Source organism: Dolichospermum sp. DET69 (assembly GCA_017355425.1).
In the GTDB taxonomy this organism is placed as follows: domain Bacteria; phylum Cyanobacteriota; class Cyanobacteriia; order Cyanobacteriales; family Nostocaceae; genus Dolichospermum.
This window is the reverse complement of record CP070233.1, coordinates 3830233-3853126: the sequence shown is the minus strand read 5'-3', so window position 1 is coordinate 3853126 and position 22894 is coordinate 3830233. Positions and strand designations below refer to the sequence as shown.

Sequence of the window (22894 nt, the reverse complement as noted above, 5' to 3'; positions counted from 1 at the left end):
TCTTGTTAGCTATTTTTCGGACGTTTGAGGGGAATAGAATTAATCGGACCAAGAATTTGATTTAAATCCCGCAATTGTTCAGCCGTACCCATACAAATTAAAGTATCTCCTGACATTAAAACAGTATCTCCAGTTGGGCCACCAATAAGTTTACCATCAAGGCGGCGAATTGCCAGAACTAATGCTCCTGATTGCGATCGCAATTTGGCTTTTTGTAAACTTTGACCGACAAAGGGACACCTATCGGAATCTAGTAAAAATTCTTCCATATATAACTGGCGGTCTGTACCAGAGAGAATCCCATCCACAAAGTCCAAAATCTGCGGTCTGAGGGCTGCTGCTGCCATGCGTTTGCCGCCGGTGATATACGGTGAAATTACGGCATCTGCGCCACCGCGTTGTAACTTTTGTACCGCTTCTTCCGTACTAGCGCGAGCGATCGCTCTAATGTCTGGATTCAGAGTTTTTGCTGATAAAACAGTATATAAATTTTCCGCATCTGAAGGTAAAGCCGCCACAATACAAATTGCTTTAGTAATACCAACTTTTAACAAAGTATCATCCAATGTGGCATCACCTTGAAAAACAATGTAACCAATTTCCTGAGCTTTTTGGACAGATTCAAGTTCCGAATCAATAATCACAAAAGAAACACCTTCAGCCTGAAATTCCTTAGCAATTTGTCGCCCAGTCCGGCTAAATCCACAGATAATATAATGTTCTGATAATAATTCCATTAAACGCCTTTGTTGTCGGAGTCGAATTCCTTCTAAAAAATAGCCTTCAATGACTGCGGCTGTAAATCTATTGACAATATAAGTAAGATTCACCACACCCATTAAAATTAAGACAATGGTAAATAAACGCCCTCGACTACCTAATGGATGAATTTCTCCATAACCTACAGTTGCTAGAGTAATTACAGTCATGTAAGCTGCATCTTCCCATTTCCAGCCCTCAACCAGGGAATACCATAAAGTCCCAATTAGGGAAATACCAGCTAAAGCAAGCGCCCCAGCCATTAACTCTTTTTGAATCCGTTGATATTTTTGTTCAAGGGTAGAATACACAGGCAATTAAAAATTAAGAATTAAAAATTAAAAAACTTCTCACATAAGGATTCAGAATAAATGCCTATTAGCTGATTATATAGAAATCATAAATGATATTTGCAAAATTTTAAGTAGCGTAGGGTGGGCATTGCCCACCGTAGTCCGATTTTGGTGGGCAATGAATGATGGGCGCAGGCCCTGCGCCCCTACGTCCCAAAATCATCAAAAATTTTGCTCATATTTCCCAGAACCTAGTAAAGTATTACGATAAAAGCTTTTCAGGAGTAGCGGTAGTGAGCGTGCAAACTCTAATTGAACAAGCCACGAACCTCTCGGAGTCAGGTATTATGCCATCTACACCTTTTGATGTTGATAGCTTTGATGCGGCTGTCATGTCTACTTATGGACGGTTTCCTTTGGCTTTAGAACGGGGTGCTGGTTGCCGTGTTTGGGATAGTCAGGGGAATGAATATCTGGATTTTGTTGCAGGTATTGCCACTTGTACTCTAGGACACGCCCATCCAGTAATGGTAGAGGCTGTCACTAGACAAATCCAAAAATTGCATCATGTTTCTAATTTGTACTATATTCCTGAACAGGGTGAATTAGCTAAATGGATTGTTAATCATTCCTGTGCAGATAGAGTATTTTTCTGCAATTCTGGCGCTGAAGCCAACGAGGCAGCAATTAAACTAGCGCGGAAATATGCCCACACTGTCCTAGAAATTGCCCACCCGATCATTTTAACTGCCCATGCCAGTTTTCACGGACGGACTTTAGCCACTGTGACTGCGACTGGACAACCAAAATATCAAAAGCATTTTGATCCTTTAGTTCCTGGTTTCCATTATGTAAATTACAACGATATTAGAGCAGTGGAAGCCGCTGTTACTGAATTAGATGAGGGTAATTATCGGGTCGGGGCAATTTTAATTGAACCGTTGCAAGGAGAAGGTGGCGTTCGTCCTGGGGATGTTGCTTACTTTAAGCGGTTACGAGAGATTTGCAACGAAACAGGCATTTTGTTGATTTTCGACGAAGTGCAGGTTGGTATGGGACGCAGTGGCAAATTATGGGGTTATGAACATTTGGGAGTAGAACCAGATATTTTCACCAGTGCGAAAGGTTTGGGCGGTGGTATTCCCATCGGTGCGATGATGAGTAAGAAATTCTGCGATATTTTTGAACCAGGAGAACACGCAAGTACATTTGGCGGTAATCCCTTTGTTTGTGGTGTGGCGCTGAGTGTGTGTGAGACTTTGGAAAAAGAGAATATTTTAGAGAATGTCAGAGAACAGGGCGCACATTTACGAGAAGGATTAAGAGCGATCGCTCGTCAATATCCTCAGCATATCTCAGAAGTGCGTGGTTGGGGTTTAATCAGCGGTATGGAAATCAAAGCCGATATCTCTTTAACTGCTGCTGAAGTTGTCAAAGCTGCTATGGCAGAAGGTTTATTACTTGTTCCCGCAGGTCCAAAAGTAGTGCGGTTTGTTCCTCCTCTCATTGTCACAGAGGCAGAAATCAAGCAAGCATTAAAAGCTGTAGAAAAAGTATTAGCTAAACTTACAGCATAGGTAATCAAAAATTCGTAATTAGTAATTTAATAATTATCAATTACGAATTTTTTTGGTTTATATTTCTATCATTCATTATCACATCTAAGGTTAATTATCATGAAATCCAATAAAATATTTAGATTAAGTTCTCTGAGAACTTCCATTCACATAGACGGCTGCAATGTTACCCATTATCAAGAACTGCATAAATTCTCTGCTGAAGCAGAAGCAGAAGCTTTTTTTAACGAAAGTATTCAAGAATTACTCTCCCATGGTTGGTATGATATCGAATCTATCCCAGCGGAGGAAAATAACAAAAATTTTACTCCAGATGAATTGTATGGAATGTTCTTAGAATTAAAAAATCAGGTAGATAAATTTGCCAATACAATTATCAAACCTTATCTAAAAATTACTCCAGCTTCAACATCAGAAACTAGCTTATGGCAAAGTAAATTTGGTGGTTTACCTTATTTCCCTAAACATCTTGATTATCCCAAAGCTCCAGATTCAACACCCCTTCATCTTTTAGCACAAATCAACTTTTCAGAAACTCCTAAATTAGAAGATTTACCAGAAAAAGGGATTCTTCAGTTTTATATTGAAGCCGGAGGTGAGACAGCCTATGGAATTGAAGAATATCCCCAATTAGCACAAACTACTTTTAGAGTTATTTATTTTCCTGAACCAGATTTGAGTATTGATAATCTCCTAGATAATTTTGAGTTTTTACCTCCAGGAATGGGTTTACCATTATCAGATTGTCTAGGTTTGAATTTTGCTATTAAATCAACTCCCATGAGTGCATCAGATTATCGGTTTAGATCCTTAGTTAAAAGCTATTTTCCCCTCTTCCAACAAAGTAATTTAACCAAAGCAATGGAAAATTCTTTAGAAGAACTTGCAGATGATTTTATCAACGAGTATGAAGAAAAATATGAGGAATTGCTAGGAGGACACCGTTTAGGAGGATATCCTGCATTTGTCCAAAATGATGATCGTGCGGAGTTGCAGGAAGAGGAAGGTTATGATTTTCTGCTATTACAAATGGACTCTGATGATGATCACTCAATTATGTGGGGAGATGAGGGAATTGGCAACTTTTTTATTCAGCCTTCTGCACTTAAACGGTTAGATTTTTCTAAGATTTTGTACACCTATGCTTGTTGTTGAGAAATGGGTTTCTCTTGATTAAACATCCTATACAAACATCTACTAATTAATACATGAACAAAAAACGTGAAAGAGCCGACCAAGATAGCCCGTGGAAAGAAATATTAGAAGCATACTTTCCCCAAGCGATGCAATTTTTCTTCCCGGAAACAGCCGCATTAATTAACTGGGAAATACCCCACGAATTTCTAGATAAAGAATTTCAACAAATAGCCCGCAAAGCCAAACAAGGCAGAAGATATGCAGATAAATTAGTCAAAGTGTGGCAACACCAAGGAGAAGAAATTTGGCTATTGATACACATAGAAATTCAAGCAAAATCAGAAGAAATCTTTCCCGAAAGAATGTTTTCATACAACCTGCGGATTTTCGACTGTTTTGGCAAACCTGCCATTAGTCTCGCTATTTTATGTGATTCAGATCCTGAATGGCGACCAAAGCAATACAGTTATAATTATCCTGATACCAGATTAAACTTTGAATTTGGCACAGTTAAACTGCTAGATTACAAAAACCGTTGGGAAGAATTAGAAGCCAGCAATAATCCTTTTGCAACGGTGGTAATGGCACATTTGAAGACACAACAAACTAGCAAAAAACCTCAAGAACGAAAAACCTGGAAATTTAGCTTAATTCGTCGGTTGTATGCACAAGGTTTGCAAGAAAAGGATATTCGTAACCTTTACCACTTTATAGATTGGGTTATGATATTACCAAAAGCATTAGAAGCGGAGTTTTGGCAAGATTTTAAACAATTTGAACAGGAGCAAACTATGACCTACATTACTACAGGTGAGCGCATTGGCTACGAGCGCGGAATAGCCGAAGGTGAACAAAATATTGTGATCCGACAACTACAAAAACGGGTGGGAAGTTTACCAGAAGAAATTAGGAAAAAAATTCAAACTCTTTCTTTAAATCAGTTAGAATCCCTCGGTGAGGCGTTGCTAGATTTTACAGCTATTGAGGATTTGTTTAACTGGTTAGAATCTCATCAGTAAAAATATTTAGTGCGGGCAAAATGCCCGCAAAAATTATACAAATTAAATAAAGTACAGCTTAATTTTATCTCTGATATTGCAAAGATATTGCAAAGATATTGCATAAGCATTGCAAAAAGTAAAGACATTAATATATCATCACTGGTTAAATGTGTGGTGTACCAGCAAAGATGATAACGTTAATAAAAAGAATATTAATAGCATCTGTAGTTCATTTAACTTATGCTTTATTTAGTCATGCTATAGCTAATGCCGATATCAATGTTAATGTTGATTCATCAGAGATAGAACAAGTTACATCAGTTTCTCAATTAAGAGATGTAGAACCGACAGATTGGGCTTTTCAGGCTTTACAATCTCTAGTAGAACGATATGCTTGTATTGCTGGATATCCCAATGGAACTTTCCGAGGAAATCGGGCTTTAAGTCGCTATGAATTTGCTGCTGGCTTAAATGCTTGTTTGGATAGAATTAATGAATTAATAGCCACAAGCACCAGTAATGCCATAACTAAAGAAGATTTAATCAAATTACAAAAACTAAGAGAAGACTTTGCAGCCGAATTAGCCACACTTCGGGGAAAGGTAGATACTTTAGAGGCAAAAACAACAAAATTAGAAGCAAATCAATTTTCTACAACTACCAAACTATTTGGACAAGCAATTTTTGGTGTTCAAGGACGGAGTGAAAATAGTGCAGATTTGTTACCAAGAGATGGGATTAAAGAAACAAGAGACAACGGGACAAAAATCAATCTTATTAGTAATTTACAACTAACACTGCTCACCCAATTTAAAAACCGCAGCTTTTTACTAACAGGATTACAAGCTGGTAATGGTGGTACAGCTAGTTTCACTGCCCCTCGATTAACCAATGATACGCGATTAGCTTATGAAGGTAATACAGATAATAACTTAGTTTTAACTGACCTCAATTATCGGTTTTTAATAAGCGATAAAATAGCAGTAATAGTTGGTCCAGCAGGAGTTAATCCTATTAATAGTTTTCGGGGAGCAAACCGCATAGAAAGTGCGGGTAAAGGTCCGATTTCTGCCTTTGCTCAACGTAACCCAATTTTAGCAATTGGTAATGGTACAGGTGGTTTAGGATTTGATTGGCAAATGAATAAACGGATTAGTTTGCAAGCAGTTTATACAGCTACTAAACCCGCAGACACTAGCCAAAAAGCAGGATTATTTAATGGTGGAAATGCCACAGGAGTGCAACTAAATTTTGCCCCTACTAATAATATTGATTTAGCACTAAATTACATTAATTCTTACTCAACTACCGGATTCTTAGGAACTGGAGTGGGGGATGATTTATTGGCTTATACACTCACATCTAGTAGCCCTCTAACAACTAATGCTTTTGGTGCTACAGCATCTTGGCAGATTAATCCCAAGTTAATAATTGGTGGTTGGGGTGGTTTGACAACTTCTCGCATACCGGGACAGTCAGGGAGTGTAGAAACTAATAATTGGATGGCTTTTCTAAATTTTCCTGATGTATTGGGAAAAGGAAATTTGGGGGGAATTTATGTAGGACAACCTCCTAAAATTGTCAGGAGTGATTTACCAACAGGGAATAATCTTCCAGGTATTCTCAAAGACTCTATTGGTAGTCCAGGAGGACAACTAGGAACTACTACTCATGTAGAAGCTTTCTATCGTTATCGAATGTCAGATAATATTAGTATTACTCCTGGTGTAATCTTGATATTTGAGCCAAGACATAGCCCGAATAGCGATATGATTACCATTGGTGTTTTACGCACAACTTTTAGTTTCTAGAAATACACTAATCGCTGAATAAGTCTTTTCGTGGGGACTAGGAGTCAGGAGTCACCGAGTCAGGAGTCACCGAGTCAGGAGAAAGAAGGAAGAATAAGAAAGAAGGAAGAGACGTTTGGACAATTAGTCCTCAAATTTACGCGGTTATAGAAGAGTGAAAATGCAAGGGTTTTAAACATCTATTGTCAATAATCTTGCACTTGTTTGGTTATAAAACCCTGCAAACCTTTATCTATCAACCCTTTTACTTTCTTTCAGTAAGCCCTAAATAATTTCTAGAAAATATTAAGTAGCGTAGGGTGGGCATTGCCCACATTGGAGTAGTTTTGGTGGGCATTGCCCACCCTACGTATAGTTAAACAATTAAAACACAAAGTTTTGCATAATAGGAGTTGAGAAAATGTGGATTAAATCTATTAAGAATATCTTAGGAATGGGAATATTTGGCAGTTGTTTTTTAGCTGCTAGTTTACCTGTTCAAGCACAAATTATGATTCAAGGTGGAAATCTGTCTGGAAATCTGAATTATGATTATAACAATCCTATAGTGCCTATTTATAATGGATTAACTGGGTTAGATATTAACTCATTTAATTTAGAAACTGACATTGGCAGAATATCTAATTTTCAAGGAACCGGTCAATTAAAAGAAGTTAGTAATTTAGGAGGTATTTTCCAAAATGGTCAAGCTCCAATTGGTACTTTATCTGGTTTAATAACTGGAAGATCACAAACTGCTGATGGTAATTTTTTACTTTTTAACAACACTCCGATAACTATCAACGGTGTTGTATCTTCTCTTCAAAGGATTAATGACTTTACCCAAGTCGGAAATATTGCAATTACAGGTGGCAAAATTGATACTAATTTACTCACAAATTTAACTCAACCTGGGGCATTTAATTTTGGTACAAATCTAACAAACCTGGGTGCAATATCAAATCTAGGGAGAACAGCCGCAGAGCGGTTTAGCTTACCTCAATTAGGTTTTAATCCCCAATTTATTCAAACATTAATTAATAACCCCAACTATGGAAGAATTGGTTCTACTGGGTTAACAACAATTCCTGGGCTACCTTCGAGGATTTATCCCGGCTTAACAGCACTCAGTAGGTAATTAAAGGAATATACAAAATTTATAACCTTTAGCGTTAGTACAGCTTGGGATTGAGTGCTAGTTAAATCAACGATAATTTGATAAACTTACAGTATTTTACTGTACAACAGTATAAATGGGTTTATTAATTACAAAAAATGCCGCAAGATTTAACTTTGATTCATAGCTTACTTCTCTTTAGTACCGCGTTTATTGCCGGTGGACTCAATGCTGTAGCAGGTGGTGGTAGTTTCATTACATTTCCTACTCTGATATTTACGGGTTTATCACCAATTAGTGCTAATGCCACAAATAATACTGCTTTGTGGATAGCAGCTATAGCTAGTGCGAGGGCGTATCGTCAAGATTTGAATGTCGAAAAACGACAATTATTATTACTAGCTGGCACAAGTTTAATTGGTGGTGTCATTGGTTCTGTAGCTTTATTATATACATCACCGGATGTGTTTAAAAAGATGCTACCCTATTTGTTACTATCAGCAACCTTGATATTTACATTTAGCGAATCTCTGAAAAACTGGCTGCAACTTCAGACTAAAAAAGATGTTTCTGTACCTCCACCTTTATTTATTCTCCTCATTTGTCAATTGCTAATCTCTATATATGGTGGGTTTTTCGGTGCGGGTGTAGGTATTTTAATGTTGGCAACTTTAACTTTTTTAGGTATTAAAAATATTCACGCTATTAATGCTTTTAAAACCTTGTTGGGTAGTTGCATTAATGGTGTGGCTATTATTCCTTTTATGTTCGCTAATTTGATTGCTTGGCATCAAGTTATTATCATGGCGGTTGGCGGTTCTCTGGGTGGTTATTTATGCGCTCATTTTGCTAGAAGACTAGAACCCAGCTTGGTGCGGAAATTTGTCATCGTGGTGGCCTTTGGTATGACTACTTACTTTTTTCTTGAACGCAGATAAACGCGGATAAACGCGGATGAAGATATGCCAATCTATGGATTTTAGGATAGGTCTGTCCAAATATTAATTAAATATAAAGCTACAAATTTTGTGACTTTGATTACAGTTTTTCCTATCTGGTAGCGGTTGAATGAGAAAATAACTTATTTTTCTAAGCGAATAAATAAGACTGTCTCAAGGATTACACCATAGGGATCATTGCTAATCTAAGAAAAGTTACGTCTAAGGTAAATTTATATATCTTAGGCATGATGATAATAATTATCAGGTTTAAGACAATAATCAGAGATATCAACTTTTTGACATTCACAATAATTAAACGGTTTTTTTCAATTTTTCTAAACAATTATTAAATTCAGGGGTTTTAAAATGCAAGTATCACAAAAAATTCACTGCCCAAATTGTGGTAGTGCGGCTGAACGTCACTATATTACTGATAGTCAAGTTACACGGACACAATGCCCTAGCTGCGATTATTTGATGATTACTTGCACTCGCACTGGTAAAGTCATTGAGGCTTACGCACCAGGTATTTATGCTAAAAGATAGGAGTCATTGGTTATTAGTCATTGGTCATTAGAAAGTAAGAAAATTACCAATTACCAATTACTTTTCACTAATTACCTTTTAGTGGTTCTTAATTGTCCACAAGCAGCGTCAGCTTCTAAACCACGAGAATAACGGACACTAACTGCTGTGTTTTGTTGTTGAAGAACGTTAACAAAGGCTTCTATTCTGTCGCGGGTTGGTCTTTTGTAATCTACTTCCTCAATGGGATTGTAGGGAATTAAGTTAACGTGACTTTGAAATCCGCGCAGACGTTTTGATAGTTCTAAAGCGTGTTCGGGTAAATCGTTAACTCCAGCAAGAAGAACGTATTCAAAACTAACTCTGCGTCCAGTAATTTCTACGTATTCTCGACATTCTTCCAGCAAGTCTTCTATGGGGTAGGGTTTAGCACTGGGAATTAGTTGTTCCCGTAATGCTTGGTTGGGTGCGTGGAGACTGACAGCTAGGGTAATTTGTAGTTGGTGTTGGGCGACTTTAAGGATGCGATCGCGGATACCTACAGTAGACAGTGTAATAAATCGCGCACCAATTCCCATATCTTGATTAATGGATTTAATCGCTAAAAGCACATTTTCCGTATTCAATAATGGTTCACCCATGCCCATGAATACCACATTACTCACCCGTTCTTGAAAATCCTCTTGGACAGTCAGGACTTGATCAACAATTTCCGCACGGGTAAGATTACGCTTGTAACCACCTTTCCCAGTTGCACAGAAATCACAAGCCATAGGACAACCAACTTGAGTAGAAACGCAGACTGTTAACCGTTTATCGCTGGGAATACCTACCGTTTCCACAATTTCCCCGTCAGTCAATTTGAGGAGATATTTGACGGTATCATCGGGGGCAACGGAGCGGTAATGTAGAGAAGAACGACCTATGGGAACATCTGCAACTTGCAAACGCCAATTTTTCGGAAATACAGAAATATCAGCGAGCGATCGCACGCCTTTATTATAGATCGAATCATGCAATTGTTTACCCCTGTATCCGGGTTGTCCCTGCTGCTGTACCCAAGCAGTTAACTCCGTTACCGAAGCACCAAGCAGGGGAGGGAGAAGTTCGGATTTTGAGGAGTTAGGTGAATCTACCTGAGATACAAGCGGCGTAGCAGACATAAGAAATTACACATTGATGCTAATTTCCTATTTTACTATTTTTATGGCTATTTTTCCAATTTTGTTTTTTGCACACCGAGACGCAGAGGGAGGAAGGGGTTAAGCAAGTTTTGACACTCTCACTGGCTTTAGCCGCTGAGATTCTTGGTTCAACGAGTCCACTTAGCTCAGATCCCTTGCAGTATCTAAACCAGAGGTGGTTCTCTCCCCAAGCGTTAACTTTCCCTCTGCCCGAAGGTAGTTGCATTACTGCAAATTTTGATTGAGTTTAAATTCTGTGTTGTCTAGCTCCCATGAAGATTTTACCTATTCGGAGGGCAGTCACTAGAACTATGGAATAGAACCCCATATCTTCAGTTGTCAAGGACCAGAAAAGCCGTTAGGCAGTTAGGTTTTTATACAGGTTGATTACCATTCCTGTTGTGAACAGTATAACACCATTGAGAGCGAAGATGACAAAACTTCGCGCACCTTAACCAATTTTCTATAAAAAGAAAGACTCTATGCGCTTTATTACCGCAGGATTCGCTTATATCTCAGGTCTAAAGACACTGAGCTTTACGCTTACCGGATGCTCTTGTAAGGTAATGATTGTAACTTCTGGTGGACAAAATAATCTTCCTGGGTAATAAGTTCCTAAGCCCCGATTTACATATAATTGATTATTGCCTACTTGATGTAAACCTTCTGACCATTCCCAGTGGCGTAATACAGAATGGGTTTTCCGTAAAAATGGTAATTTGCGGAGTATTTTTTTCGGGATTTTTTTGACTGTTTTTATATAGTAAATTACTGCTGGTCCCAAACCAGGAATTACGATTTGTCCCCCGTGACTATGACCTGATAATTGTAAATCTACTCGCCATTTTTTCAAACTTTCGGCTGTGTCTGGGTTATGGGATAAGACAATCCGAGGTGTAGTAGCATCGAGTTGATTCATAATTGGTTCGGGATTAAATTCTCGTGAATAAACATCTGCTAATCCCACTAGCGGTAATTCTTTTCCTACTGGGTAAGCAATTTGATTCCACAGCACATTAATATCTACTTTTGTTAAAGCTTCTATAATTTCTGATTTTGAATTGGGATAACAAATATCATGATTCCCAAGTACAGCATAAGTACCATAGCGACTTTCTAGTTTTTTTAGTCGTGATGCTAGTTGATGAATTGGTTTTGCTATTGTGTTAACGTAGTCACCAGTTAAAATGACTAAATCTGGTTTGGCTGCATTACTAATAGCAATTGCTTCTGTTAACATTTTTTCTGATAATAGACCATTATCATAGTGAAAATCTGACATTTGTACCAGCTTTAATCCTGCTAATGATAGAGGTAAGTTGGGGATTTTCACTATCAATTTTTCTGTACTTAAAGCTCCAGATAATAATCTGTGCATAATATTTTTTATAATAGGGAACAGGAAACAAGAAAATGTAGGTTGGGTTGAGGGACTCTTAACCCAACATTGTTATGCAAATACACACTGCTATATAAGTTAACAGAAGATTTTTATATTAGCTGTATCAAAAGAGTAATATATTTTAAAATTAGTTAAAATTTTTCAGCACAGCCTAATGAATAAACTTTCTAGAGATTCTGGTATAATTTACAGAATCTCTGGAGAACTGTTTAAAAGTTTATTTTTACGACTTTTCAGGAAACTAATCGCTCTTGTAGTTTCGCTACCATTTCCGCACGAGTAGAAACCTCTAATTTACGGAACATCCTTTTCAAGGCTTGCTTGACAGAATTTTGAGTAATCCATAATTTAACCGCAATTTCCCCATTAGTTAAACCTTGAGCTACTAATTTGGCAATTTCTAATTCCCGCGCTGTGAGGGGACAACTATCAGCAGATGCAAAGGTTTTTGGTGTTGCTTGGAGTGTGGCCATTTTTGCCGACAAATGCAGACAGACTGCACTTAAATCAGCTAAATCATTACTATCAAAAGGCTGACTTCCCGGGTCACGAGCAAAGTTTAAAGTCCCCACTAATTGACCATTACAAACTATGGGGCCAGTCATAACGTGTTCGTGACGAGAACAATAGTTTTTCCAGTCTTCTGGGGATAAAATTAATTGCTCATGGGTGGGAGCATGACGTTCCAAAACATAGCGCCCGACGGGATTAGCTTCTAAGCAGACTGCGGGAATTTCGGGAATTTCAATTTGAGTATTTAATTGGTCATCTAGGAGATCAATACCCCAATGTTGTACTGCAAAATGGTCGCCAATGGTATCCATGAGAGCTAGTTTTAATTCTTGCTCATTTTGGACGTTAGCGATCGCTTGAAAAATGGCGTGGAGAGTTTTAGCCATAAGTGTACCCATTTGGGGTCTATGCGAACCTTGATAATTACCTCTATGCTAATACCAGCAAAGATAAAAAGCTATTTTAACTTGTAACCAGAGGACAAGCACAATGACAGTTACTCAAATCTCAGCCCAAGAACTTTTCCAGGCTGCATATCAAAACCGTTATACTTGGGACGCAAATTTCCCTGGATATACCGCAGATATTACTTATAAGTATGATGACCAAGTGATCAAAGGTCAAGTGCGGATTGATGCCAATATGAAAGCTGAGGTTCTCAATGTGGAAGACGAAGCCGCTAAAAAAGCCATTCACGGACAAGCTTGGGAAATTGCTGTTCACCGCGTCCGTCGGTCGTTTGAACAAACTCACGGTGCAAATACTTTTAGGGCTGGTAACACTGACGCAACCGGCGCAGTAGAAATTTTTCTGGGTGGAAAGTCGGAAGGAGATAACTACAAAGTGCGTAACAATGAAGTTTGCCACGTTCACCGTTTAATTCACGGTACTTTTGTGACTATTGACACTTTCAGCAGTCATGACACTGGAGAAGGCTATCTTTCTCACACATACAATTCTGTATACAACGACCCCGAAACCGGCGCACAAAAGGGCGGTAAAAGCGATTTTACTGATGAGTATGAGAAAGTAGGCAATTATTACGTTCTCAACCGTCGGGAAATTCGCACGGAAATAGCAGAACGTATTTCTATTCAAGATTTCATCTTTTCTAACATTGAGTTGTTAGGTTAGATTCTTGAGTAGTTAAAAGTTTTACGGGATAGGTATTTTACCTATCCCTCTACAATTTGACTAACTAAACATCTATAGTTTTATCTGAATCGCTTTTAGAATAATTAATATTTCCGTCTAAATCTGCTTCTCCAAGATGATTTTTACCTGTTTTATCAAAAACTTCTAAATGAGCCGCTTTACCCTCATGAAAATTATCTACATACCAATAGCGTTCTGTATTTGATTCAAGATAAATAATTCTTCCTTGACATTTATTTGCTGTTTTTTTAAATCTTGTGGTATCTCGTAAAATTGTCTGTTTGTCCCTTGGAGGTTCTTCGCTATCTAAAGAATATTCTAATTGACTTAAATTTAGCTTATGTTCTAACCAACATTCCAGTGCTAATTTACTGTCTATACTATCTAAACATATCAGATTGATTTCATTATTATTTTTAATAATAGTAATTAGACAATTATTTTTAATATCAGGATGTTCCATTATAAAACTAGAATTTGGAAAATTAATTAGTAAATATTCACTGTTAGGACTTTTTAATTTTCGTTCTGTAACTTCAGCTAATGAAGTATCACTAACATTTTTATAATTATCATCACTAATTAAACAATCAAATAAATCTTCTGAAGAATGTAATTTTTCGGTACGCCATTCTTGGGGATTTGATTTATTAAAAACTATATTAATAAAAGCTGTTTTCAAAGATTTGTCTTTAAGTAGACTAAGACTGGTAGAAAATGTAGAATCTCTAATTGCTTCATAAATTTTAATTCTATCAATTTCTTCTTTGTAAAGCTTCTTATCTTGAATTTTTTCATTAATTAACAGAAAAATAGCAGTGAATGTTTTCACTGCATCCCGAAATTCTGCTTCGTTAAGATACTGACCCTGTAGAGACACCTCATTGATAAATATTTCCATTTTTTACATCCCGAAAAGTCGTGCAAAATCTTTATCCATTTGGTCAAAAAATCCTTCTGGCCATTCTTCAATTCCCCCATTGGGTTGTACAGGAATTTTCACAACTGGCTGTTCTGGATTTTGTTGAAAATATAATATACTTAAGTCTTCATGAGTAATAATATCATCAAGAACAGCGATTCGCAAGGCGTTTAAAATATGATCACTATGGGATTCAATAAAAACTTGTACACCACAACTACTCACTTTAGCTAAAAATTTAGCTAGTCGTGATTGTGCTTTGGGATGTAAATGTGCTTCGGGATTTTCGACTATTAATATTTCTCCTTCTTTAGCAATCAAACCTGAAACAACAATAGGTAAAATGTAACTATATCCAAATCCCACATTAGCTGGTCTAAAACGGTCTTTTGATGCGCTAGTATTAAATAAAAGTTCGAGTATATTACTTTGAGAACTGGGAACTTCAACTTTTGCACCATTAAATATTTCGTTAAGCCATTCTTCAGTTTGGGTAGCTAGTGTTTTTGCATCTTCACCTAAACATAGTTTTTCATTAACTAAATCATCTCTTTTTTTATAGAGTAAATTAACTGTAAATTCACCTTTTGCACCAACGTTGGGAAATTTATTGATGGTAGATTTTAAATAATATTCTTGAGGACCCAGACGGTCTGCGGAGATATAGTGAATATGACTAAAGTTTAAAGATTTATGTAACCACTCTGATGCTATTTTCTGATATATATTATCAATATTATCAACCATAAAATAATGTTGTTCAGGTATTAAATTATTTATAAGAGTACCTCCACTATATGAATTTGTATTATTATTTTTATCTATAATATTAATATTATAATGAACTATAAATTTGCTTAAAAAATTACTTAATCGAGGTTCATAAACAGAAATTATTTTATATAAATCACTTTTATTAATATGCTCATCTTGCAAAAAATTTAATCCTAATTTATCGTAAAATTGAATTTTCTGAATTTTCCCTACCATGTCATCTTCTGAATTTTCACTCAAAAAGTATTTAGCATCTCCACTTATGTTGAATTTAGTATACTTACTAGGATTACTTGTATCATAAATTTCAACTAATTTATTGTAACAATATTGCAAAATAATGTCTTCATTTCTAGAATTGTTTATATTTCTAACGTCATTAAAACTATTTAAACTTACACAGCTACCATTCAACAAAATTTGATCAGTGTTTTCATTATGATCAATAGATTGTCGCATTAACAGCAAAGACTGAAGCAAAGTTGACTTACCACAGCCATTGATTCCTGTAAGCAGTGTTAATTGTCCTAATGAAAAAGAAGTTCTTTCTTTAAAGCATTTAAAATTTTCTAATTTAATTTGAGTTAGCATACCTATACATTTCCTAAAATTTCTTGTGCTAATTTAAATCTAATAATAACTTTCCTTCTACTATTTGTACCATATTTAACTGCATTCATATATTCTTTATTTTCTAGCAATTTATCAAAATTATCTTGAATAGATTTTTTATTATCTTCTAGGAATTGATCGTTATTTACAGAAAAGAAATAAGAAACAGATTCAAAAATAGCAATATTTATTTTTCCTCTACTTTTTCCTACTGGTAAACGGAAATTCTTATTTCCAAAAAACTCAAAAGTCAAATTCATTACGTCATTAAAATCTTTTTTTAAAGCATTTAATTCTTGAACTGACATCAAATTGATCTTTTTCATTGCATTTTCAACAAAATCACTTAAATCATTCTGATATTCTTTTTCATAATCAAAAATTCTAAACGCTAAATAGCGCAAAATAACTTCTCTATCTTTCATTCTTGTAGCGGATATTCCATAATCAATGGCTCTTTTGAAATAGTCTGTTTCTGATAATTCTTTGAGTAGTTGAGTAGATTTTCCCGAAAATATACAATTTCTAACTTCTTGACGTTCAAGTTTTGTACCACCAGTATTGATTCTATTAAAAATATCATAAACAACTTTAGCTGGTACAGAAGGTCTGATCAAATATAGATTAAGTTTTTTATCTTCTATTCTGGTTTGATAGTCACCAGGGAGTTTTTTGAGTCCTGAAAAATTATATCCATTCAAATCAGTTAAAGCTTCTAAACCTTTTAATTTAAATTCATCATTAACAAACTCATGTAAAGTTGATGTTCGTTGTAAACCATCTACAATAATATATTTACCTTCTACGGTTTGATTAACATACCAAGGAGGTAAGGGAAAGTTAAGAATAACTGATTCAATAAATTTACTTTTTTGTTCTGGTTTCCAAACGAGATTGCGTTGAAAATCAGGATCAATAATCAGTTTACCATTATCATATTTTCTCATTAACTCGAAAATTGTTTGTGGTTCTTCTCGAATGTCAATGTCTGCTGCATTTGGATGATAAGGATATAAACCTCCGTTATCATCTCTGTCTTCTTCAGCAGTATCTTCATCTTTCTCGATAACATCGCTATCTTGTAATTGATCATACATATTTGTGACTCCTTTTCTTATCTAAAGTGGTGGCTTTGCTTAGTTAGCAGATATTACTTATAAGTATGATGAACAAGTGATTAAAGATCAAGTTCAAATTCAAAAATAAAAATTATTTAGATCCCCGACTTCTTTAAGAAGTCGGGGATCTGATTTTAGGTTTATAATGTATAGGTAAAATCCTTCACTAACATACCAGGAACTAAACTACCTCCTAATTGTCGGCTTTCGTAAGTTCCCACTTCGGGAATAAATTCTTGGAAGTTGGTTAAATCTATGAGATTTTCTGTTCCCCAAAAGCGATAAAGACTTTCATCAAAACGCAGATTTTCAATAGGTGCGACAATTTCGCCATTTTCTACCCAAAAGCAAGCATAACGAGTCATACCTGTAATTCTGCCAGATGGGCGATCGCTCCAGTTCAAATAATGTAAATTAGAAACATATAATCCTGTATCTAAACTGGGTAAAATCTCTGCAAATGCCAAGTTACCAGGGCTAATTTCGGGAGAACGTAATGTTTCTGAACTATTCGCACCATTAGCGGGTTTATTATATTCTTTAGCTGTGCGAGAATTAACTAAGCTATTAATTAAAATACCTTTTTCAATTAAAGTTAATTCCGGTACAGCCATTTCTCCCAAATTATTAAATCTGGGAACTAAACCGCTTTGAAAGTTTTCTTTTAAAGTGAATTTTGGAGAAAGTTGTTTTTCTTGAAGTGATAAAGCCACTAAAGCACTATTACCTTGTTGAATATCTGCCTCACTGATAGCACCCCAGGAAAGCATAGCCAATAAATCAGCCACCGCAGCCGGAGCGAAATAAGTTTTATATTGTCCTTTTGGTAATTCTTTGACTGGACGAGATAGCATTTCTAATTGCTGTTTTCCATCATTTATTTTAGCTAGATAAGCAGCTTCATTCCATTCACTCCCAGCAAAAGTTCCTTTAACAGCTTGTCCTGATGCCATAAATAAGGAATAATCTAAATTAAAGGAATCAGTTGCAAACCAGTGTTTTTGTCCACTAGAATCACCATAACCTTTGATGACAATTCCTCCAGCATACATACCAGTAAAATCTAAATTATTCACAGGTTCGAGAATACTGGAAATTAATATTTCAGGAGTGAGTAATTTACTAGTATTTACTTCCCTACTGGTATTATTTCCTGATGGTAAAACTAAATAAGGATCAATTGGTAATAATGGTAATTCATCACGCAATTCTTGTAAAGCTGTATAAGCTAATTCCCAATCTATATCCCAATTTCCGGTAAAAGGAAACTGACGAGAACTACTGCGTTGATTAGCCATTAATGTAAGTTGAATCCCACCATCATCAACACAGCCAGTTTGTCTAACTTTGGCACAATTAAAGCGAGTAAATTGACTACTTTCGCTACTAAGTCTGACTGTGAAATATTCATTTTCTGCCTTTTTAATCAGCAGAGTTTCCACAAGTTGATTGAAAGTTTTTTCTAAAGTTGATAATTCTACTATTTTCATTTTTTAAATTGTTTCTGGATCAATATTTAGTTCTCGCAATTTTGCGGCTAAACGTTCTGCTTTTCTAGCTTCTCGTTCTGCTCTTTGATTTTCTTGTTCTGCTCTGTTAGCTTGTATTTCTGCTTTTCTAGCTTCCTGTTCCGCGCTTTCTTCAGGTGTCGGGACTAACTCCCCGGCTGGAGTAAAATACCTTAACAATCCTTGATGAATTCCTAAATATAAACCTAACTGTTCACTCCATAAATGTCCTTTTTCATTTAGTTCCAAAGGTTGATATTTATTATCTAATAAATGAAAACCTGCAAATTCTAATGTATAAGGGTCAAACCAAAAATAATCCGGTGTGCGAAAAGTATTTTGATAAAGTTGTTTTTTATATTCTCTATCAGTATTAGCTGTACTTGGGGAAAGAATTTCTAAAATGAAATTAGGATATTTACCATCTTCTTCCCACACTACCCAACTTTTACGGGTTTTGCGTTCAGTTTCCAAGACGACGAAAAAATCAGGACCCCGGAAATATTCTGATTTTTTCTGGTTAGGACTATAGTAAATACTAAGATTTCCCGCAGCATAGAAATCATATCTATCTTTCCACAACCATTTGAGACATTTAATTAAGAGCATAATCTGCTCTAGGTGCAGTTCTGATTCCACAGGAGGTTCGTCACTATATAAATCACTAGGAGGAAAGATGACATCTGCCCAGATGTTTTGTTGCAATTCTAATTCTTGAGCAATGATCATATTGATATGGCATCAAGTAGTTACTTGTTCATTGTAGCATTTATAGGAGGAGTCAGGAGTCAGGAGTTAGAAAGAAGGAAGAAAGCAGGAAAAATGTTATCAACCACCACCAAAAACCTCAACATTTGCAAATTCACAAATCGGTGAACCATGACCTACAGAAATGGCTTGATTTGGTTCTCCTTTACCACAGAAAGGTGTACCGTATATTTGCCAATTAGAATCATTACCAACTTTAATTAAACTATGCCAAAATTCTGGTGTGGTAGCACGATAGTTAGGATTACGAAGGGTTTTAGTAAGTTTACCGTTTTCAATTAGCTTGGCATATTCACAACCAAATTGAAATTTATAACGTTGATCATCTATTGACCAAGAACGGTTAGATTCCATGTAAATACCATGTTCTATTCCTGAGATAATTTCTTCAAAGCTGGCATTTCCTGGTTCTAAATTTAAGTTAGCCATTCTGTCTATGGGGGGACGATTCCAGGAACAAGCTCGCGCACAAGCAACACCGGGTAAATCTGCTCTAGCTTGACTTTCTAAGCTGCCTAAACCGCGTTGTAAAATGCCTTCTTTAATAACATATTCTTTGGTAGCTACTGCACCAGTATCATCAAAACTATAACTGGCAAATTCACCTGGTACTGTAGGATCAAAGGTGATGTTCATCAGCGGTGAACCATATTCTAATTTACCAAAATCATCTTTGGTAACAAAGCTGCCGCCGGCATAGTTGCGTTCATCTCCTAAAATGCGGTCAATTTCTAAAGGATGTCCGATACTTTCATGAATTTGTAGCATCATTTGATCTGGCGCTAAAACTAAATTAGTCCGAGTAGTTGGACATTCTTCCGCTGTTAATAATTCTAATGCCTGTTCACCAACTTTTTGAACTTGATGCCATAAATTATCGTGTTTGAACAGTTCCCAACCTCCTTGATAAGAGTTTGCATGAGCGCCGTTGTTGGTGCGTGGTTGGACGATTGCGCCGTCTTGAGCGATCGCTCCAAAATGATGACTAAGAGATAGAATATTTTGATATACTTCTGAACCGTTACTACTCACAAACCAAGTTTCTTTTTGATCTGTACCGACGGTGGCTGTAGTTTGAATGATTTTATCGTTAATTTTGAGTTGCTGACAAATCCGAATTAATAGATTGTTGATTTCTCCAGGACTAAAAGCGTTAAATGGTTCTAAAAATGGCGAGTTATATTCACCAACTACTTTGGGACGGGTATTTTCACTAAGGGGATATATCCACCATTTACTAGCGGCTAATGCTTGTTTGTAGGCGATTTCCGCAGCATTTTGTAAGCTAGAAACATCTAAGGAGTTGGTGGCTGCATAGCCTAAACAACCATCAACTATAACTTCTATCATTGCTCCCATATCCAATGATTTACCATTGCTTTGGGGTAAACCATCACGCACGGAATGATGGGTAGAAGTTGTTTTAACGGCTCTAATTCCTACCCAATCAGCAGGGATGTTTAAATGAGAAATTGCGTTTGTTAGTTCTTTCCACATGATATTAATTAAAAATTGAGCATTAAAAATTCAGTAGGGTGTGTTAGTGATAACGTAACACACCAAATTTTTGATAAAGGTGTCTTACAGATTTCATCTTAACGCACCCTACAATACTAGGGGGGGTAAATGAGCAATCGCACAGAAAGTTACGCTAAGACTGTAAGCCATACTGGATAAGCATTATGTCAATCAATATTTTTGGTAATTCTCAACGTACCAATTAACCCAAGGTTTATTTGATACAGCATTTCACAACGTAGCCATAAGGATTTCAGACTACAAAAATTGGAGGCGTTCAAATGGTACAGTTTTATTCATGTCAATCAGAATGTTACCAGAAGGTTGTCAAATCCTGATCGTAACTTTCGGAATCATTACTCATTTGACCCCTAATTCTGCATTAATTAATGTTTGAAACTCATCCAGTGAATTAACGCTGATGGTTTGTACAAGTAGTTGTTTTAAACTCGTTAAATTATCAATTTGCTGAATAGTTTTCATTAATTTTTCAGGTAAAGTACCAAATTTTATAGAAACTGTAAGTTAAACGACTAGTATTGTCTGCATTTAATCAATTGCTAAATATCAAAGTAATAATTTTTGAACTTTAGTAGTTTGTTATGGTTATCTCTGACTCCCTCGTAATAGAAGAAATCAGAGATATGATATCATTGATTTTGCTGTAATTCTGCATCAATTAACTTTTGAAATTCCTCCAATGAGGGAACACTAATACTCGACAAAAGTAGATTTTCCAGAATAAGCATATCATCAATTTTTGTGATAGAATTGCTCATCAATTCTGGAACATCATCAAATCTATTAGCTAGAATTTTGATAATATTGTCTTGGCAGTTTTTTCTAGCTCCTTTGATTTCACCTTTTGCTTCTGCAAATTCTTCAATAGTGCTGAGGAAAGGCATATTTAACTCCTTTTCATAAGACCTCGCGGTATGCGGGAAACTCAGTCCCTTTAGGGCTGAGAGTAGGCTGTTGACTTTGAACCCTTTACCCCATAAGGCTTCATGCAAAAAATATGTCGTGTGTTCTTGCGGGAAAACGGCTGTTGCAGTGGTTTTCCCACAAACAAAAAATAACACGAATAATTTTCTGAAAAATCCCTCAAAAACACACAAAGTCAACAGCCTAGGCTGAGAGGGAAACGACTCAAGCGGTTTTAACCGTCTTGAATATTTTTTCATTACCGCCTTGGAGTCGGGAAATTAGGGGTACTTTTGTGATGTACTTTCAACGGGACAATTACCGATTCAAATTTTCCAACTCTGTACGCATAATGTTTTGCTCCGAAGAGCCTCCCATTTCTGGGGTAATGTTAGCTTCGACCAGTTATAAGAGCTTGTTAGGCTTGCAACACTGTTCCAGTGACCTTAGAACTGTTTAATCACAAGCGACAGATCGGGGAACTAGCTTCGCATTCCAAGGTGTCGTGACTCAAATAACGGCTACCCTTAGACTATGCTCAGGGTGGTCTGGTCAGTACAGCTTGTTTGATTTCTCTTGCAAGCTCAGTCCCTTTAGGGCTGGGTTACTGACACTGTTCTAATTTATCCTTAAACTCTAATTGCAATGGTGGTGGTAACGTCATCATTTTATCAATGAACTTGACTAAATTAATAATGTCGAATTTAGTTAAGCCTTTTTGATACAATGGTCTGACTAAGTTCCATTTCCATTGTTCTCTTTGCGTTAAGTCCTTAGTAGTGACTTTGGTTTTCAGATGTGCCATTATTATTATAGCAAACAGATTGTTACTTGCAGCTAGTTCTGACCATTGATAGTCTAGGAGTTTCACTGTACTGAATTTGATTTTAACTTTACTATCTCCTAAACCATATTCATAACTATTCGGTCGCCAACTTTTGTTTTCATCTCCTAATATTGCTAAACTTATTACTGGTTTATTAAATAAATCAAATGAACGATAATTATAGATAAACATTCTTTGAGGAAACTGTTTATCATATTGACTTTGGACTTCTATATGAATCAAAATCCAAATTATTTTATTATTCAATAACCAGACTTGAAACAATTTATCCGCATAACGTTTTTCTGTTTGACTAGATGCAGTAATTTGTTCTAGTTCTTTATCTAAAGAAATAGGGGGTTTGCTCCAGTCAATTTGTTCGTATATTTTTGGATAAAAGAATTGTAAAAATGATTCAAAATATTGTCCTATGGCTTCTTTCCATGTTTGATCATAGTTCGCTGTTACCTCTGTCATGTTTGCCTCTGTTTTAGAATTTATTATGAATGTAGAGCCGAGAATCCCTACCC

19 protein-coding genes and 1 pseudogene are annotated in these 22894 nt (G+C 36.1%); 8 read left to right on the top strand and 12 right to left on the bottom strand.

Translation table 11 applies throughout. From position 1 onward, the window contains the following. Nucleotides 1-5 precede the first annotated feature (5 nt). Nucleotides 6-1022, bottom strand: a complete 1017-nt coding sequence (locus tag EZY12_17555; protein QSX70718.1) for a potassium channel protein — start codon at nt 1020-1022, stop codon at nt 6-8. A 323-nt stretch (nt 1023-1345) separates the two neighbouring features. Here EZY12_17555 and EZY12_17550 point away from each other — a divergent pair, with 323 nt between their 5' ends. The 7 genes from EZY12_17550 to EZY12_17520 all read left to right on the top strand — a co-directional run bounded on the left by EZY12_17550 (nt 1346) and on the right by EZY12_17520 (nt 9161). Beyond that, nucleotides 1346-2629 carry an aspartate aminotransferase family protein gene (locus EZY12_17550; protein QSX66589.1) on the top strand — a complete coding sequence of 428 codons (1284 nt, stop codon included), beginning with the start codon at nt 1346-1348 and terminating at the stop codon, nt 2627-2629. Between the two features lie 99 nt (nt 2630-2728). Then, the gene (locus EZY12_17545; protein ID QSX66588.1) at nt 2729-3784 is read left to right on the top strand and encodes a DUF1963 domain-containing protein; all 1056 of its coding nucleotides are present in this window, start codon (nt 2729-2731) and stop codon (nt 3782-3784) included. A gap of 53 nt (nt 3785-3837) precedes the next feature. After that, nucleotides 3838-4785 (top strand): DUF4351 domain-containing protein, encoded by a 948-nt coding sequence (locus EZY12_17540; protein QSX66587.1) that lies wholly within the window; start codon nt 3838-3840, stop codon nt 4783-4785. A gap of 170 nt (nt 4786-4955) precedes the next feature. Beyond that, nucleotides 4956-6578, top strand: coding sequence for a carbohydrate porin (locus EZY12_17535; GenBank protein ID QSX66586.1), 1623 nt, complete (start codon nt 4956-4958; stop codon nt 6576-6578). Between the two features lie 400 nt (nt 6579-6978). Next, nucleotides 6979-7695, top strand: coding sequence for a hypothetical protein (locus EZY12_17530; protein QSX66585.1), 717 nt, complete (start codon nt 6979-6981; stop codon nt 7693-7695). Nucleotides 7696-7832: 137 nt separating this feature from the next. Then, the gene (locus tag EZY12_17525; GenBank protein ID QSX66584.1) at nt 7833-8612 is read left to right on the top strand and encodes a sulfite exporter TauE/SafE family protein; all 780 of its coding nucleotides are present in this window, start codon (nt 7833-7835) and stop codon (nt 8610-8612) included. Nucleotides 8613-8981: 369 nt separating this feature from the next. Next, entirely contained in the window at nt 8982-9161 is a 180-nt protein-coding gene (locus EZY12_17520) for a replication restart DNA helicase PriA (GenBank protein QSX66583.1), read from the top strand. Between the two features lie 71 nt (nt 9162-9232). Here the strand turns inward: EZY12_17520 and rlmN are convergent, their stop codons facing one another. The 3 genes from rlmN to EZY12_17505 form a co-directional block, all read right to left on the bottom strand. After that, nucleotides 9233-10303 (bottom strand): 23S rRNA (adenine(2503)-C(2))-methyltransferase RlmN, encoded by a 1071-nt coding sequence (gene rlmN, locus EZY12_17515; protein QSX66582.1) that lies wholly within the window; start codon nt 10301-10303, stop codon nt 9233-9235. A gap of 529 nt (nt 10304-10832) precedes the next feature. Continuing rightward, nucleotides 10833-11702 (bottom strand): metallophosphoesterase, encoded by an 870-nt coding sequence (locus EZY12_17510; protein ID QSX66581.1) that lies wholly within the window; start codon nt 11700-11702, stop codon nt 10833-10835. A 257-nt stretch (nt 11703-11959) separates the two neighbouring features. Then, nucleotides 11960-12625, bottom strand: a complete 666-nt coding sequence (locus EZY12_17505) for a LuxR family transcriptional regulator (GenBank protein ID QSX66580.1) — start codon at nt 12623-12625, stop codon at nt 11960-11962. Nucleotides 12626-12728: 103 nt separating this feature from the next. Between EZY12_17505 and EZY12_17500 the strand changes: the two genes are divergently transcribed. After that, nucleotides 12729-13373 carry a DUF3386 domain-containing protein gene (locus EZY12_17500; GenBank protein ID QSX66579.1) on the top strand — a complete coding sequence of 215 codons (645 nt, stop codon included), beginning with the start codon at nt 12729-12731 and terminating at the stop codon, nt 13371-13373. A 64-nt stretch (nt 13374-13437) separates the two neighbouring features. On the opposite strand, the gene EZY12_17495 is transcribed toward EZY12_17500, so the two are convergent. From EZY12_17495 to EZY12_17460, 8 genes and pseudogenes are all read right to left on the bottom strand, one after another. Continuing rightward, the gene (locus EZY12_17495) at nt 13438-14295 is read right to left on the bottom strand and encodes a hypothetical protein (protein ID QSX66578.1); all 858 of its coding nucleotides are present in this window, start codon (nt 14293-14295) and stop codon (nt 13438-13440) included. A 3-nt stretch (nt 14296-14298) separates the two neighbouring features. Continuing rightward, complete coding sequence (locus tag EZY12_17490; protein ID QSX66577.1) at nt 14299-15681, bottom strand: DUF3696 domain-containing protein; 1383 nt, start codon at nt 15679-15681, stop codon at nt 14299-14301. A gap of 2 nt (nt 15682-15683) precedes the next feature. Continuing rightward, on the bottom strand, nt 15684-16799 hold the full coding sequence (locus EZY12_17485; GenBank protein QSX66576.1) for a DUF262 domain-containing protein: 1116 nt from the start codon (nt 16797-16799) through the stop codon (nt 15684-15686). 161 nt (nt 16800-16960) lie between these two features. Then, nucleotides 16961-18310 (bottom strand): TldD/PmbA family protein, encoded by a 1350-nt coding sequence (locus EZY12_17480; protein ID QSX66575.1) that lies wholly within the window; start codon nt 18308-18310, stop codon nt 16961-16963. Nucleotides 18311-18313: 3 nt separating this feature from the next. Next, nucleotides 18314-19057, bottom strand: coding sequence for a Uma2 family endonuclease (locus tag EZY12_17475; GenBank protein QSX66574.1), 744 nt, complete (start codon nt 19055-19057; stop codon nt 18314-18316). Nucleotides 19058-19156: 99 nt separating this feature from the next. Then, a complete protein-coding gene (locus tag EZY12_17470; protein QSX66573.1) occupies nt 19157-20593 on the bottom strand; it encodes a TldD/PmbA family protein in 1437 nt (478 codons plus the stop codon). A gap of 671 nt (nt 20594-21264) precedes the next feature. Continuing rightward, nucleotides 21265-21519: a hypothetical protein gene (locus tag EZY12_17465; protein QSX66572.1), complete on the bottom strand. Its 255-nt coding sequence runs from the start codon at nt 21517-21519 to the stop codon at nt 21265-21267. Nucleotides 21520-22151: 632 nt separating this feature from the next. Beyond that, nucleotides 22152-22841, bottom strand: a pseudogene (locus EZY12_17460) (hypothetical protein). Between the last annotated feature and the right edge of the window lie 53 nt (nt 22842-22894).